The sequence below is a fragment of the Mycobacteroides franklinii genome (assembly GCF_002013895.1).
Lineage (GTDB): Bacteria > Actinomycetota > Actinomycetes > Mycobacteriales > Mycobacteriaceae > Mycobacterium > Mycobacterium franklinii.
In genome coordinates this window covers 363,430-378,388 of record NZ_MAFQ01000003.1, presented here as the reverse complement: position 1 = coordinate 378,388, position 14,959 = coordinate 363,430, and the positions used below count along the sequence as shown (strand labels likewise).

The 14,959-nt window shown below is 64.7% G+C and carries 12 protein-coding genes; all 12 read left to right on the top strand.

The window, feature by feature from the left end; all coding sequences use genetic code 11:
• Positions 1-49 precede the first annotated feature (49 nt).
• The 12 genes from B4393_RS05720 to B4393_RS05665 all read left to right on the top strand — a co-directional run bounded on the left by B4393_RS05720 (position 50) and on the right by B4393_RS05665 (position 14,776).
• Complete coding sequence (locus tag B4393_RS05720) at positions 50-934, top strand: SDR family NAD(P)-dependent oxidoreductase (RefSeq protein WP_078333285.1); 885 nt, start codon at positions 50-52, stop codon at positions 932-934.
• Positions 934-2,955, top strand: a complete 2,022-nt coding sequence (locus B4393_RS05715; RefSeq protein WP_078333284.1) for a flavin-containing monooxygenase — start codon at positions 934-936, stop codon at positions 2,953-2,955. Before B4393_RS05720 ends, B4393_RS05715 begins: the two co-directional genes overlap by 1 nt.
• Positions 2,956-2,967: 12 nt before the next feature.
• Positions 2,968-3,897, top strand: a complete 930-nt coding sequence (locus tag B4393_RS05710; protein WP_070939258.1) for a reductase — start codon at positions 2,968-2,970, stop codon at positions 3,895-3,897.
• Positions 3,894-5,462 carry a flavin-containing monooxygenase gene (locus B4393_RS05705; RefSeq protein ID WP_078333283.1) on the top strand — a complete coding sequence of 523 codons (1,569 nt, stop codon included), beginning with the start codon at positions 3,894-3,896 and terminating at the stop codon, positions 5,460-5,462. The genes B4393_RS05710 and B4393_RS05705 overlap by 4 nt, the downstream gene beginning before the upstream one ends.
• Before the next feature lie 56 nt (positions 5,463-5,518).
• Positions 5,519-6,289 carry a phosphoglyceromutase gene (locus B4393_RS05700; protein ID WP_078333282.1) on the top strand — a complete coding sequence of 257 codons (771 nt, stop codon included), beginning with the start codon at positions 5,519-5,521 and terminating at the stop codon, positions 6,287-6,289.
• Between the two features lie 150 nt (positions 6,290-6,439).
• Positions 6,440-7,750 carry a sensor histidine kinase gene (locus tag B4393_RS05695; RefSeq protein ID WP_078333281.1) on the top strand — a complete coding sequence of 437 codons (1,311 nt, stop codon included), beginning with the start codon at positions 6,440-6,442 and terminating at the stop codon, positions 7,748-7,750.
• Complete coding sequence (locus B4393_RS05690) at positions 7,747-8,433, top strand: response regulator transcription factor (RefSeq protein WP_005062021.1); 687 nt, start codon at positions 7,747-7,749, stop codon at positions 8,431-8,433. The genes B4393_RS05695 and B4393_RS05690 overlap by 4 nt, the downstream gene beginning before the upstream one ends.
• A 135-nt stretch (positions 8,434-8,568) precedes the next feature.
• Positions 8,569-9,849 carry a TetR/AcrR family transcriptional regulator gene (locus B4393_RS05685; RefSeq protein ID WP_078333280.1) on the top strand — a complete coding sequence of 427 codons (1,281 nt, stop codon included), beginning with the start codon at positions 8,569-8,571 and terminating at the stop codon, positions 9,847-9,849.
• Between the two features lie 73 nt (positions 9,850-9,922).
• Positions 9,923-11,272 carry an ABC1 kinase family protein gene (locus tag B4393_RS05680; RefSeq protein ID WP_078333279.1) on the top strand — a complete coding sequence of 450 codons (1,350 nt, stop codon included), beginning with the start codon at positions 9,923-9,925 and terminating at the stop codon, positions 11,270-11,272.
• A gap of 101 nt (positions 11,273-11,373) precedes the next feature.
• Complete coding sequence (locus B4393_RS05675; RefSeq protein WP_078333278.1) at positions 11,374-12,375, top strand: alpha/beta hydrolase; 1,002 nt, start codon at positions 11,374-11,376, stop codon at positions 12,373-12,375.
• Positions 12,372-13,229 carry an SDR family NAD(P)-dependent oxidoreductase gene (locus B4393_RS05670; RefSeq protein WP_078333277.1) on the top strand — a complete coding sequence of 286 codons (858 nt, stop codon included), beginning with the start codon at positions 12,372-12,374 and terminating at the stop codon, positions 13,227-13,229. The genes B4393_RS05675 and B4393_RS05670 overlap by 4 nt, the downstream gene beginning before the upstream one ends.
• Positions 13,226-14,776, top strand: a complete 1,551-nt coding sequence (locus tag B4393_RS05665) for a flavin-containing monooxygenase (RefSeq protein ID WP_078333276.1) — start codon at positions 13,226-13,228, stop codon at positions 14,774-14,776. The genes B4393_RS05670 and B4393_RS05665 overlap by 4 nt, the downstream gene beginning before the upstream one ends.
• Positions 14,777-14,959 lie beyond the last annotated feature (183 nt).

Below are 14,959 nucleotides of genomic sequence, written 5' to 3'. Positions count from 1 at the left end.
GATTTACGTTTACATGTCATGCGTAAGCGACAAGCGAAGGGTGATGCCAATGACGGCACCCGACGCGGGAGCCTACCCGCGCCGACGTCCGAAGGTCAGCTACGGAGCGAGTGCGGTGGTGACCGGTGCGGGCAGCGGCATTGGCCGCGCCTTCGCCCAGACGCTCGCCGCACGCGGCAGCCGCGTCGTCTGCGCTGACATCGACCTGGGCCGGGCGCAGGAGACCGTCGAGATGATCGGTGGTGGGCAAGCCCACGCGGTGTCCTGCGACGTCACCTCGTACGAGCAGATCAATGAGCTGGCCAGGGTGTCCGAGAGCTGGTTGGGCCGGCCCGCGGACCTGGTGATCAACAACGCCGGGATCGGCACCGGCGGGCTGCCGGTGGGCACGATGTCGATGTCCGATTGGGAGAGCACCCTGGCCATCAACCTGTGGGGTGTCATCTACGGCTGTCAGGTGTTCACTCCGCTGCTACGTGAGCAACGTTTCGGTGGCATCATCAACGTCGCCTCGGCCGCGAGCTTCGCTGCCGCGCCCATGATGGCCGCCTATAACGTGAGCAAGGCGGGCGTGCTGGCGCTATCGGAGACGCTGTCCGCCGAGCTGAGTGGCTCCGGAGTCAAGGTCACGGTGCTGTGCCCGACGTTCGTCAAGACCAACATCGTCAGCGACGGCCGCATCAGCGGCTCGGTCAGCGGCCTTGCCGCATCGGTGATGAAGTACACCGGTGTCTCGCCGGAACGGATCGCGCGCGGCACGCTCGATGCGCACGATCGGGGACGGTTCTACGTCGTCCCGCAGCTCGACGCCAAGCTCGTGTGGCACCTCAAACGGCATACCCCAAACCCCTACCGCTGGGGTGCCGGCCTGATCGGTCGGCTGATGCCGTCGCCGGTTGATGCCAAAGAACTACTCGGCGCGGATGTGCGGTGATGACCATGCATGCAGATGCCGCCATCATCGGGGCCGGATTCACCGGGCTGAGTGTGGCCGCCGGTTTGAAGCGTGCCGGCATCCACAACTTCGTGCTGCTGGATCGTGGCGAAGCGCAGGCCGGCACCTGGCGTGACGACACCGTCCGGCTGTTCGACCTGGGCAAGCACGTGCGTCTCGGGCAGGAAGTGTCCGCGCTCGCCTACGACGAGGTCGACGGGCGCTGGAATGTTGACATCGCTGGGGGAGAAGACCTGTCGGTGAGATCGGTGGTGCTGGCCATCGGCTCGCGATCAGAAGCAGATCCGACGGTTCCCGGTATGGAGGCCTATGCCGGGACGGTCGTGCGAGGCCAGGAGTTCAGAGACGTTGTCCTGGCCGGTAAGCGGGTAGCTGTGGTCGGCAACGGCGCCGCCGCAGCTACCTTGCTTCCCGAGATCGTGCGAGAGGCGGCCGCTGTCAAGCTCTTTCAAAGCTCCCCGGACTGGATACTGCCGCGCCGGGAGACTCGCGCTGCCCGGCTTCTGGTGAAGGTTCCGGCGGTCAGGGATGCGGCGCGACAGGCGTGGTTCGCGGGACGGCGCCCCCAGCGTGCGGGCATCCTCGAGCTGCTGGCGCGAAACAATCTGCGCCAGCACATCGAAGATCCATGGACGCGCCGACAGCTCACGCCGTTGCCCCTGACCGGGCGTCCCAATGTGGTGGTCGCCGACGAGTTCTACACCGCGCTGCAGGCACCCAATTGCACATTGATCACGTGGCCCATCGCGCGCTTCAGCGCCGCGGGAATCCGGAGTGTCGAAGGCATTGAACATCATTGCGATGTGATCGTTTTCGCTTCGGCGCCCGAGGAGATGGCGGCGTCGAGAATCCCGGTGACGGGAATCGGCGGTCGCGAAATGCCCGAGCTGGACGATATTTCGGTGGCGGGGTTCCCGAACCTCTTCCAGGCAGACCCTCCCCGCCGGCAACCGGGCAGGGATGCTGTGCAGCGGGTGCGCAGCCGGGTGGACAAGGTGACCGCGCGGGTCAAGGGTGCGATACGCCCCGACCTGAGCGCAGGTGTGCAGCCCGCGTCCCGGCGCACCCGGGCGACAGCGGCACTGACCGGATTGGCGCTGCGTCCGGTGTTCAATCGGGTACGGCTCAACAGGTTTGGGGTCGCCGCGGCACGCAGCGTCGTCGCCGGGACCATGGCAGCCGGTAGTCCGATGCCTGACGATGTCAGGATCTCGCGGGTCAGAGAGCGCGATCTGCGGGGCGAGTGGGTGCACACCGCCAACAGCGATCCCGATGGCCCGATCCTGTTCTACATTCACGGCAGCGGATACGTGGTGTGCTCGCCCCGGACACATCGCAGGCTGGTGGCGCGACTGTCCCGGGCCACCGGGTTGCCCGCCTTCAGTCTCGATTACCGGCTGGCGCCGGAGCACCCGTTCCCGGCGGCGGCCGACGATGTACGGGTGGCCTACCAATGGCTTCTCGAGAAGGGGTACGCCGCCAAAGACATTGTGATCGCCGGCGACTCGGCGGGTGGACATCTCGCGGTGGACCTCATCGCGGAGAACCATCGGCTCGGGGTACCGCAACCGGGAGCGATGGTGCTGTTCTCACCGCTGATGGATCTCACGCTGGGGATGTCGGCCGAACGCGAACGTGATGCCCCGGACCCGATCATCTCCGCCGCCGCCGCACGGCGTCTTGTGGACATGTACACGCAGGGGCGGGACGAGGGCGATCCCCGGCTGCGGATCTCTCTGGTACCGGGAACAGTGTTGCCGCCCACCCTGATTCAGGTAGGTGGCCGCGAGATGATGGCCGCCGACGCCGAACATCTCGAACTCATGATCACCCGTACCGGTGGGCAATGTGAACTGCAGGTATGGCCGGGGCAGATCCACGTGTTTCAGGCGCTCCCGCGGTTCAGCACCGAGGCCGGAGCTGCCGTGCGTGCGGCAGGGAGATTTGTCACCCAGACTCTCGCTGACCACGTCGAAACCACCACAGCGCAGTCCGCATAAGGAGGAATGGCAATGGCCGTTGTATTGGAAGACATGCTGCAGACCATCAAGGACAAGCAGTGGGCGCTCGCGGACGTCGACTGGGATGCGCCCGGCGCCGAGACCATCAGCCCCGAACTGTGGCCCAAGCTCAAGAGCTTCATGGCAGACCTGGTGTGGATCGAGAACATCGGCGCGCGTGGGTTCGCCGCGCTGGCCAAGAAGGCGCCGGACCCCACGCTTGCCGAGATCTACCGCTACTTCCACGCCGAAGAGCAGAAGCACGCCAACGCCGAACTCGCACTCATGAGGCGTTGGGGGATGCTCAAGGAGGATGAGATCCCCGAGCCGAACATCAACGTGCGCTTGGCCATCGAATGGTTGGACAAGTATTCGGACGGTCTCTCGCTGACGGTCCTCGGCACGGTCATCCCGCTGCTTGAGGTGGCGCTCGACGGCGCGCTGCTGAAGTTCCTCCTCGAGGAGGTGCAGGACCCGATCTGCCACGATGCGTTCCGGCATATCAACTCCGACGAATCTCGGCACCTCGCAGTCGATTTCCACGTCCTCGACATGATGGGACAGGGGCCGATGCGCCGGGCCGTCATCGAGAACGTCGGCACGTTGGTCAGCCCCTCCTTCCTGGTCGCAGGTTTGGTGGGGCTGGGTGCCGGGATTCCGCTCATCAACCGGATTCGCAACAACATCGTGGCGATGGGGCTGAGTGAACAGCGGCTGTACGACGCGATGAACCGCTTCTCCAACGTCGGAGACCGCGGCAAGGGGACCCGGCTGTTCATCTACCGGTTCTTGAAGAAGGGCTCCCAGTGGGTCATCAACCCCGATCACCCCTATCACTACTTGGCCAACTCCATGGTCAAGGCCTCTGACCACATTCCGCGTAAATGGCTTCCGGCGCAGCCGTCCTGGTCCAAGGAGCTCACCTACGAGGCAACGGCATGAGCGCGCGACGTCGTAAGCCCATGCGGGGGCCCGATCATCAGGTGGTGATCATCGGTGCCGGTCTGTCCGGCATCGGGGTGGCCCGCGACCTGCTGCGGGCCGGCGTCACGGATGTCACCATCTTCGAGCGGGCCGCCGGCGTCGGCGGAACCTGGCGCGACAATGTGTATCCCGGTATCGGCGTCGATGTCCCCGCGCAGGCATATCAGTTCCGGGAAGCCTGCAACCCCGACTGGTCCCGGTTCTACGCCAAGGGCCCGGAGGTGCTGGCGTATGTCGAGCGGTTGACCGACGATTTCGGTGTGCGTGAACTTATTCGCTTCAACAGTGAAGTGGGGGAACGCCATTGGGACGACGACGCCGATCTTTGGCGCATGAAGGTCAACGGCAAGGACGTGACCGCGCGGTTCGTCATCGTGGCGGCCGGTCCATTCCCAGAACCCAAACCGGCGGAACTCCCCGGCCTGGACGACTTCGCGGGCACGATCGTGAAATCGGCGTCCTGGGATCAGAGTGTCGACCTGGCGGGCAAGCGCGTCGCCATCATCGGCACCGGAGCGAGTGCCGTACAGATCATTCCGGAGATCGCGCCCGAAGTAGGCCACCTCGATGTCTATCAGCGCACGCCGATCTGGATCTTTCCCAAGTTCGACCCCACCACGCCCGGGGCCGTCAAGACCTTCTTCCGTCGGGTGCCCCTCGCCCAGCGGCTGCTGCAGGAAGGGCTGGAACTCGTCTACGCCGGGGTGCTGGTGTACGGCGTCATGTACTACGCGAACGTCAAGGTCATCCCACAGGCGGTGTCGAGCTTCCTGCGTAACGTGACCTATCGGATGGCAGTGCCGGACAAGGAGCTTCGCGCCAAACTCACTCCGGACTACGACTTCGGTTGCAAGCGCCCCGCGGTCTCCAGTTCCTATCTGCAGACCTTCAATCGGGACAATGTCGACCTCATCACCGATCCGATCGAGACCATCACCCGGGCCGGGATTCGCACGCGTGACGGGCGCGAACGCCCCGTCGACGTCCTCGTGCTCGCGACCGGATTCCGGTTGTTCTACGACCCGCAGATCTACCGGGACACCCCGGTCACCGGGCGCCACGGGTTTGACCTCGGCGACTTCTACGCGCACCAGCTGCCGGAGAGCTATCACGGCATCTCCACTCCCGGATTGCCCAACTACTTCCAGGTGTTCGGGCACTACGGATGGACCGGCGGCACGTGGCACAGCGTCGTGGACACGGCGGGCGCGCACATCAGCCGGGTGATCGCCGAGGCGCAGCGCCTGGGCGCTACCGATGTCGAAGTACGCCGGCAGGCGGCGGTGGACTGGACCGAACAGGTTCGTGGCCGGTATGCCACCTCGTTGTTCCAAGTCGGCAACTGCGCCTCTGCCAACAGCTACTACTTCGACCACAACGGCGAGTCCGCGTACATCCGGCCCATGTCCACGCAGGCCGCGCGCCGCTCGTCGCGCACGTTTCCGCTCCATGACTACGCGTTTGAGGGGCGGGCCGAGCAGGTGCGGGCCGTGGCGGTGGCTGCTGACCAGGCCGTTGTCTAAACCAGCGCCGGGTATCGCTGTATCGAACCGAAGCGCGAGTAGATAAGGTAACGCGCATGAGCGGCGAGACCTCCAGTCAGTCAAACGGGGCCACCCTGATCCTGCTGCGCCACGGCGAGAGCCAGTGGAACGCCAAGAACCTCTTCACCGGCTGGGTCGATGTCGACCTGACCGAAAAAGGCAGGTCCGAGGCGCAGCGTGGTGGTGAGCTGCTCGCTCAGCAGGGGCTGCTGCCGGACATTCTGTTCACCTCGCTGCTGCGTCGCGCGATCAACACCGCGCACTTGGCCCTCGACACGGCCGACCGGCTGTGGATCCCGGTGGTGCGCGATTGGCGCCTCAATGAGCGCCACTACGGTGCGCTACAGGGGCTGGACAAGGCGGAAACCAAGGCCAAGTACGGCGAGGACCAGTTCATGGCCTGGCGCCGCAGCTACGACACCCCGCCGCCGCCCATCGAGCGTGGCAGCCACTACAGCCAGGACCAGGATCCCCGCTACGCCGATATCGACGGCGGGCCGCTCACCGAATGTCTGGCCGATGTGGTGGCGCGGTTCGTGCCGTACTACGAAGACTCCATCGTGCCGGAGCTGCGCGCGGGTAGGACAGTTCTCGTTGCCGCTCACGGTAATTCGCTGCGCGCACTGGTGAAGTACCTCGACGGGATCTCCGACGAGGAGATCGTCGGCCTGAACATTCCCACGGGCATTCCGTTGCGGTACGACCTCGACGAGAACCTCAAACCGATCACTCCGGGTGGGGTCTACCTGGACCCGGAGGCCGCGGCCGCAGGCGCCGCGGCGGTAGCCAACCAGGGCGCGAAATAGCCTCACCGAGAGTCTGGCCCCACCAAAAGTTCGCCAATTGGCGAATAATCGGTAAACGCACGCCTAACACCTGTGCGGGAATATGTGACTTGCTCGGCATTTAGCCGCACGCTGCTGGGGTGACGTTCACCGAATGCGTACGCTTTTCGCGTGACCGCCGCATCGGGCTCTCTGGTTGTGATCGTGACGATCGCAGCCGTCGCGGCGCTTGCTGCGGGTGCGGCGCTGGGCGTCTGGTACTCACGGCGCTCCCCGACCCTCCGGAAGACCCGGAAGGGTTCCGATGTAGCCCAGACAGGTCTGACGGTCTCGCAGATGCTGGAGCGCATCGTCGCCATCGCGCCGACGGGAATCGTCGTCGTGGACAAGCATCAGGATGTGGTCCTGGTCAACGCCCGCGCCCGCGAACTCGGCCTGGTGCGCGACCGTCAACTCGACGAGCACGCATGGAATGCCGCGCAGCGGACATTGGTCACCGGTGAGGCCGTGGAAGTGGACCTGACCACCAAGCCGAAGGCGCCGGGCCGTGCGGGGTTCTCTCTGCGCGGTCACGTACGCAGGCTTTCCGACGCCGATACCCGCTGGGTGGTCATCTACGTCGACGACGACTCCGAGCATGTCCGCATGGAGGCCACCCGCCGCGATTTCGTGGCCAACGTCAGCCACGAGCTCAAGACGCCCGTCGGCGCGATGGGCGTGCTCGCCGAGGCGCTGCTGGAGTCCTCCGATGACCCCGAGACCGTGCGGCATTTCGGCGAACAGGTGCTCGCGGAGTCTCGCCGTCTCGGCAACATGGTCACCGAACTCATCGCGCTCTCGCGGCTGCAGGGGGCCGAAAAGCTGCCCGACCTGGAGGTCGTCGACGTCGACTTCGTGGTGTCCGAGGCGATGAGCCGGTCCAAGGTGGCGGCAGAGAACGCCGATATCGCGGTCACCACCGACGCACCCAGCGGCTTTGAGGTGCGCGGCGACCCCACCCTGCTCATCACCGCGATCAGCAATCTGGTGGCCAATGCGGTCGCCTACTCGCCACAGGGATCGCCGGTGTCGATCAGCCGCCGGCGCCGCGGCGACAAAATCGAGATCGCCGTCACCGACCGTGGCATCGGGATCGCCAAGGAACATCAGGAGCGCGTCTTCGAACGGTTCTTCCGGGTCGACAAGGCGCGCTCCCGCGACACCGGCGGCACCGGGCTTGGGCTGGCGATCGTCAAGCATGTGGCGGCCAACCACAATGGCGCCATCAAGTTGTGGAGCCAGCCGGGCACGGGATCGACCTTCACGCTGTCTCTGCCCGTGTACGAGGATCAGGACGACGTCGAGGACACCGAAGCGCACCTACCCTCCGACCAGAGCACGCCTCGCAAAGATGCGAGTAATCACGCCGCACCACAAGTACCTATCAGCCGCTTACGCGAAGAGCACAAAGCGACTTCACGAGAGGAACATGTACGTCGATGACCAGTGTCTTGATTGTTGAGGACGAAGACTCGCTGGCCGATCCACTGGCCTTCCTGCTGCGTAAGGAGGGTTTCGAGGCGACCATCGTGAACGACGGTCCCTCCGCGCTCGCCGAATTCGAGCGCGCCGGCGCCGATATCGTGCTGCTGGACCTCATGCTGCCGGGGATGAGCGGCACCGATGTGTGCAAGCAACTGCGTGCCAAGTCCAGCGTCCCGGTGATCATGGTGACCGCACGCGACAGCGAGATCGACAAGGTCGTCGGGCTGGAGCTGGGCGCCGACGATTACGTGACCAAGCCGTACTCGGCACGTGAGCTCATCGCCCGCATTCGCGCGGTGCTGCGTCGCGGCTCGGACTCCGAAGAGACCGCCTCCGGTGACGGGGTGCTGGAGGCCGGGCCGGTGCGCATGGATGTCGACCGGCACACCGTCTCGGTGAATGGGGAAGCGATCACCCTGCCGCTCAAGGAATTCGACTTGCTGGAATACCTGATCCGCAACAGTGGCCGGGTGCTCACCCGCGGTCAGCTGATTGATCGGGTCTGGGGCGCGGACTATGTGGGCGACACCAAGACCCTCGACGTGCACGTCAAGCGGCTGCGGTCCAAGATCGAGGCTGATCCGGCCAATCCGGTGCACCTGGTCACGGTGCGCGGATTGGGCTACAAACTCGAAGGCTGAGTTCGCCGGGTCTGACCCGGAGGCGTTTAGACTCGGACGGCAACGAGGCGCTCAGATCTGTGCGCCCTGGTTAGGTCGGACACGTCGATGGAGCAGCTAGTGCCGCAGGAGCCCCCTCGCCGAGGACGGCCCCCGGTGTCCGGACTTGCCGACAAGCGGCGTCAGCAGATCGTGGACGCGGCTTTCGCGGCCTTCACCGAAAACGGCTACGAGCAGACCAGCATGTCCGATATCGCGACCCGCGCGGGTATGGGGCAGGGCACCGTCTATCGGTATGTCGACAGCAAGCGCGAGGTCCTCGACCTGGTTTTCGACTATGGCGTGGAACGGCTCATCGACACCCTGGCACTCGATGATTTCTTCGACGTCGTCGGCGGCACGGCGGGTATCGAGGAACGCAACGACATCATCATGGAGGGCGGCCGCCGCCTCTACGCACTGGTTGACCGGGAACCCGCGCTGCTGAAACTCCTGACGGTGCAGTCGGCCGCGGCCGACAAGGAGCTCAAGCAGCGAGTCGTCGGCATCCAGGGGATGCTCGACTCGTACGTGCAGCGGGGCTTGGAGTCCGGTAGCCGGGCCGGCTGGCTCCCGGAGGATGCCCAGAACCACACCGTGCTGGCGCGGCTGCTGCCGGCACTGGTCCTGCCGGGTTTCCTACTCGCCCAAAGCCGGCACGACAACCCCGGTACCCGGGAACGTTTCGTGAGCACCGCGTCGCTGATCGCGGAGAAGGGCATCCTGCGCGACGGTGTGAGCCTGGAACTGGGGGAGGGACACGGGTCGGCGGAAGCCGTTGACTCCGGACATGTTCCGTTGCCTGTCGCGGCCGACCGGCGCAATGAGCTTCTCGATGCCGCGCTCGAATGCTTCCTGTCCGACGGCTATCACGCCGTCGGGGTGAATGAGATCGTGGAAAGACTCGGGGTCAGCCACGGCACGTTCTACAACTACTACCAAAACAAGCGCGACTTGCTCGATGCGCTGATGGTCCGCGAATTCTCGGCGATGGAACCGGCCCTGTCCAGGACGGTTGCCCGACTCGATGCCCGCCGCGATATCGAACACGCTCTTGCACAAGGATTTAGGAATGCATTGGAGGCGGTGGCCGGTCGGTTGCCCGCGTTGATCTTCGTGTGTACCGAGGCCGCCGGAGTGGACTCGGAAGCGCTTCAGTCCATTATCCAGTTCTTCCGCTTTGCCTCGGTGCGCAGCGAGCAGTCGGTGTTCTCGATGATCGGCGCGGACCGCATCAACCCGTCGATGGACACCGAGTTCCTGGGGCAGGCCTTCGTGTCGCTGTTGGTGGGTGCCGTCACCCTGATTGTCGATGACAACGGCCGGACAGACCACGTCGACGAGTATGCGCAAGCCATCACGCAGTTTTTGCTCTATGGTCTGAATCCAGCGCCATAGGTCGGCACGGGAACGAAGGAGCACACCCATCGGCGAACCAGTTGACAACGAAGTCAACGAGACTCGAACGGGCGTGCCGCTGCGCGCGAAGAGGGCGGCGGCGCTGGGGAAGGTTGTTGCCGGCCATGCCGTTCGCTCGGCGATAACGACGGCGATCAAGCCGGTCGCCGCGGATGTGGCCGCCCGGCGCGACGCCGATATCTTGCGGTTCGCCGACGACCTTGTGGCCGTCGCGGGCTCGATGAAGGGTGCCGCACAGAAACTGGGGCAGCTGCTGTCGGTGGTGGATGTGGGCATCACCTCCGCATCGGCCAGGGATGAGTTCACCGCCCGGCTCGCGCCGCTATTCGACAATGCGCCAAGGGTTCCCGACGCGACGATGCACACGGCGCTGGAGCGTGCGTTGGGCAATCTGCGGGCCAGGATCGTGAGCGTCGATGCAGGCGCCATCGCCTCGGCCTCGATCGGGCAGGTGTACCGCGGCCGTCTTGACGACGGGCGGACAGTCGCGATCAAGATCCAGTACCCGGATATCGCGTCCAAGGTCCGCGCGGATCTGAAGAATCTGCAACTGGTCACCAAGCTGGCAGCCAAGAAGATGCCGGCGAGCAACACTCAGGCCATTGTGGCGGAGGTGCAGCGGCAGATGATCAAGGAAGTCGACTATCGCACCGAACTGGCGCATCATCAGCGGATTTTCGACGCATTTCGCGGGCACCCCGCATGGCGTATCCCGGAACCGATTGCAGAACTGTGCACCGAACAGGTCCTGGTGACCGAGTACCTCGACGGTGCGCCCTTCGACAGTCTCGGCGGCGAGGATCAGCCGGTGCGGGACCGAGTGGGGGAGGCGATCTACCGCTTCTACTGCGGTGAGATGTACCGGACGGGATTCTTTTGTGCCGACCCGCATCCCGGCAACATCATGCTGCTTCCCGACGGCCGGGTCGGTTTCGTGGACTTCGGGCTGTGCATGGATATGGACCCCGAGGACGCCGAGGTTCAGCGCAAGGTGTTCCGGGCGCTGCTCACCGGAGATGACGATGAGGCGTTCGAACTCGCTGTGGCTGCGGGATTCCTGGCTGACCCGGCGGCCATGGAACGAAGCGCTGCCACCGAGTACATCCGCGCGGTCAGTAGCTGGCATCTCGGGGACGGGAGCCTGCGGATGACCCCGGATATCGCCCGTCGCTCGGTCGCCGACGCGGTGCTGCCCTCGTCCAAGTTCTACGACGGCATCCGCCACCAGCGGTTGGTGGAGACGCACGCGATGGCGCGGCGCACGGAGATGTGCGTGGCGGCACTGCTCGGCAAGCTCGGCGCCGAGGCGCCCTGGTCGGCGATTGCGCGCGAGTACCTCGGCCTCGCCGATGCCGCCACACCCATGGGTGAGGGCATCGAAATCTGGTCTCAACAGCAATAACAGCCGCCTCGGTGGTGGCGGGAATGCCATCTTGTATTTTTATGAATGGCATGTCAGTCTGTTAAACACCTGTTTGTTTTCGAAACCATCGAGGAGCGCCGATGACGGCCAACGTGGTGCCGCTGCATCCCGAACGCGTGGAGCTCGTGCGCTCCGAACGGGGCTCGCTGACGGTTCTCTTGCGATTGGGGCGATGGGCCATCCGTGCCGTCGCCTACCCGGTGATTGCGCTGTGGGCGCGTTTCCCTCATCTGCCATGGCCGTACCGAGTCGTTGACCTGGCAGCCGTCGTGCTGAGGCCGGTGCGGGGAGTGCACCGTACCCCGGTGCGGCTTGCCCATTGCGAGGCGGAACTCATGTCATGCGGCGATGGCCCGTCGTATGGCGCGCTGCTGTACCTGCACGGCGGCGCGTTTGTCGTCGGCGGCCTGAACTCGCACCGCAGGCTGGTCTCGCGCATCGTCACGGGTGCCGGCGTCACGTCCCTTGCCGTCAACTACCGCAAGTTGCCCGAGCACCCTGTCTCCGCAGCCGTCGAGGACGCCCTCGACGGATTTCGGCAGCTCATCGAGATGGGTTATCAGCCCTCGGAGATCGCCATCGCCGGAGATTCCGCCGGCGGCTTCCTGGGCCTGGTCACGAGCCTGATCGCACAGCGTCGCGGCTACGGCTCGCCGGGTGCGCTGGTGTGCATATCCCCACTGGTTCAACGTGACCCGGCGGGCAAGCTGGTCCTGGCCACGCAATCCAACGACCCACTGTTCCCGGAAGCGGCACTGATCGCCATGGAACGCCTCATGTTGTCCGCCGAGACGACCACCGCAGGGCTTGAGGTTCTCGACAGCTTCGTCGAAGGTTGCCTTCCCACGTTGGAGTGCCTGCCGCCGACACTTTTTCAGGTGGGCAGCGACGAGATCCTGCGCCCCGATAGCGAATTCGCCGCCACTCGGATGGCCGAGGCGGGTGTACCCGTCGAACTACAGATATGGAGGAATCAGGTGCACGTTTTCCAGATCGCCGCGGATGTACTCGCCGATGCGAGGGCCGCTGTCGCGGAGATCTCGGCATTCGTCAAGGCTCATGTGGGACGGCAGGCGGCATGAAGTTCACCGAGATTCAGATGGATGGTGCCGTCGCGTTGGTCACGGGTGGAGCCCGCGGAATCGGCCTGGCCATCGCCCACCGATTGGCGGGCATGGGTGCACGAGTGGTCATCGCCGACCTCGACGAAGCTGCCGCCACCGACGCGGCACGTGAGGTCGGTTCGGGTGCGCGAGGTTTCGTGCTGGACGTGACCGAATTCGACGAGTACCTGCGGGTGGTGGACGAGATCGAGGACTCCATCGGACCCATCGACATCGTGGTGAACAATGCCGGGATCATGCCCGTGGGCCCGCTGCTGGAAGAGTCCCGCGGGGTGGCGGAGGCTACGATGCGCGTCAACTTCTGGAGCCACTACATCTCCTTCCAGGTGCTGGCGCCACGGATGATCGGCCGGGGCAGAGGGCATTTCATCAACGTGACGTCGGCGGCGGGCGCTATTCACTCGCCCGGACTGGCGAGCTACGTCGCGTCGAAGCACGCCGCCACCGGATTCGCCCGCAGCGCCCGCGAGGAGCTCGCCGGCACTGGCGTGACCATCTCGACGGTGATGCCATCGGCTGTTCGCACCCAGCTCGTGGACGGGATCCCCTTCACATGGTGGGAGAAGCTGGGGATCATTCCGCCCGGCTGGGTGGCGCGCGACGCGGTCAGGACCGTGCGCAACCGGCCTGCAGTGGTCGGTTCCCCGAGGGGTACGGTCCTAGCGCTTCGGCTGCAGCACCTGGTTCCCGAGTGGTTATGGCTGCTGGGCAGGCGAGTTGTGAACGCCGACAGAACCGTTGGACCGGTGGATCGGCGAGCCCGCAGTGAGTACGACGGCCGCATCAACCGGCAGGCCGGGGCGGCCCTATGAGCAACCCCGAACACGAGATCGTCATTATCGGCGCGGGCATCGGTGGACTTGGCGCCGCCATAGGACTCAAGCGTGCCGGCCTGACCGACTTCGTCATCCTCGAGCGCTCCGCGGGAATCGGCGGCACCTGGTACAACAACCACTACCCCGATGTCGCCGTGGATGTTCCCGGGATTGTGTATCAGTTCTCCTTTGCGAAGAATCCCAATTGGTCTCGCACCTTCCCCAAGGGGCGCGAGGTGCAGCAGTACATCGCCGGCTTGGTGGATCAGTACCGGCTGAACGACCACCTCCGGTTGGGTCATGAGGTCATGGAACGGGTGTGGGATGAGGACAACCACCTGTGGCTCTTGAGTCTGGCCGACGGCCGCGTGATCACCTCTCGGTTCGTTATCACCGCAGTCGGTGCCTTCGTCGAGCCGAAGGTGCCCGATATTGCCGGCCTGGAATCGTTTGGCGGCAAGGTCATTCAGACCCAGAACTGGGATCATGGCTACGATCTGGCGGGCAAGCGGATCGCCGTGATCGGAACGGGTGCTACGTCGGTGCAGCTCATTCCCCAAATGGCGCGGATGGCATCGCGCCTGGACGTTTATCAGCGCCGTGCCATCTGGGTCTTCGCCAAACCCGATTTTCCGATACCGCGCATCGCGCGCTGGGCGCTGCAGTATGTTCCCGGCTTGCAGTCGTTGATCCGGGGGATCGCGGCGGCGGCGGTGGAGGTTGGCCTGGTGGCGATCACCGTGTATGGCAAGCAGATTGCTCCGATCACGCTCATACCGAATTGGGCATGCCGCGCATTCCTTTTCAGCCAGGTCCGCGACCGGGAGCTGCGCAGGAAACTGACACCGGAGTATGGATTCGGGTGCAAGCGCCCGAGCGTCTCGAACATCTACTACCGCACCTTCACCCAACCGCATGTGGATCTGGTGACCGATCCGATCGCCGAGATCACCCCGACGGGCATTGTCACGAAGAACGGTGTGCGTCGCGACATCGACGTACTGGTGCTCGCGACAGGGTTCGAGATGTCGCAAAGCCCCGAGGTGTATCGCGCCCGCCCCGTCAAGGGACGCAATGGATTCGACCTCGCCGACTACTATGAACACAATCGTGCCCGGGCCTACGAGGGTGTCACGATGCCCCAGCTACCTAACACGTTCATGGTGTTCGGGCCGTTCGCGTGGAGCGGCAGCTCGTGGCACGTCATGGTGGAGAACGCGACGCGTATCGCGGTGCGGATCATCGCCGAGGCACACAGACGGGGCGCCACAGCCATCGCGGTGACCGAAGAAGCCAACAACAGATTCTTCGAATTCATCGCGCCCAAGGCGGAGTCGACGCTGATGCACGGTCGGGCGTGTGTCAACGCCAACTCCTACTACATCGACCGGCATGGCGACTTTTCGTTCTTGCGTCCCACCACGGCGTATCAGTCGACGCGAGCCAGTAAACGCTTCCCGTTGGACGACTTCCGCTTTGATCGGCTACCAGGTCCGGGTGATGGCCCGCGGCTGGCGGAAACCACTGCCGCGCAGTCGAACTAGCTGAACATGCTGAAGAAGCAAGATGGCGATACGTTGAATGGTGGGCCTACTTGTATCGAAGCGGCGCCCCGCAGCGAGCTGGTTGGCCTCGTGGGAGGCAGAGTGATCCTCGCCCGGATTCCCGTAAGGATTCCGTTCGGTCGCCGTTGGCGTACTACCGGTTTCTCCATGCACCGATGGTTG

Coding starts and splice junctions, on each gene's coding strand:
- B4393_RS05670 (WP_078333277.1), top strand. CDS start 12,372: ATGAAGTTCACCGAGATTCAGATGGATGGTGCCGTCGCGTTGGTCACG.
- B4393_RS05705 (WP_078333283.1), top strand. CDS start 3,894: ATGAGCGCGCGACGTCGTAAGCCCATGCGGGGGCCCGATCATCAGGTG.
- B4393_RS05700 (WP_078333282.1), top strand. CDS start 5,519: ATGAGCGGCGAGACCTCCAGTCAGTCAAACGGGGCCACCCTGATCCTG.
- B4393_RS05710 (WP_070939258.1), top strand. CDS start 2,968: ATGGCCGTTGTATTGGAAGACATGCTGCAGACCATCAAGGACAAGCAG.
- B4393_RS05690 (WP_005062021.1), top strand. CDS start 7,747: ATGACCAGTGTCTTGATTGTTGAGGACGAAGACTCGCTGGCCGATCCA.
- B4393_RS05715 (WP_078333284.1), top strand. CDS start 934: ATGACCATGCATGCAGATGCCGCCATCATCGGGGCCGGATTCACCGGG.
- B4393_RS05665 (WP_078333276.1), top strand. CDS start 13,226: ATGAGCAACCCCGAACACGAGATCGTCATTATCGGCGCGGGCATCGGT.
- B4393_RS05720 (WP_078333285.1), top strand. CDS start 50: ATGACGGCACCCGACGCGGGAGCCTACCCGCGCCGACGTCCGAAGGTC.
- B4393_RS05675 (WP_078333278.1), top strand. CDS start 11,374: ATGACGGCCAACGTGGTGCCGCTGCATCCCGAACGCGTGGAGCTCGTG.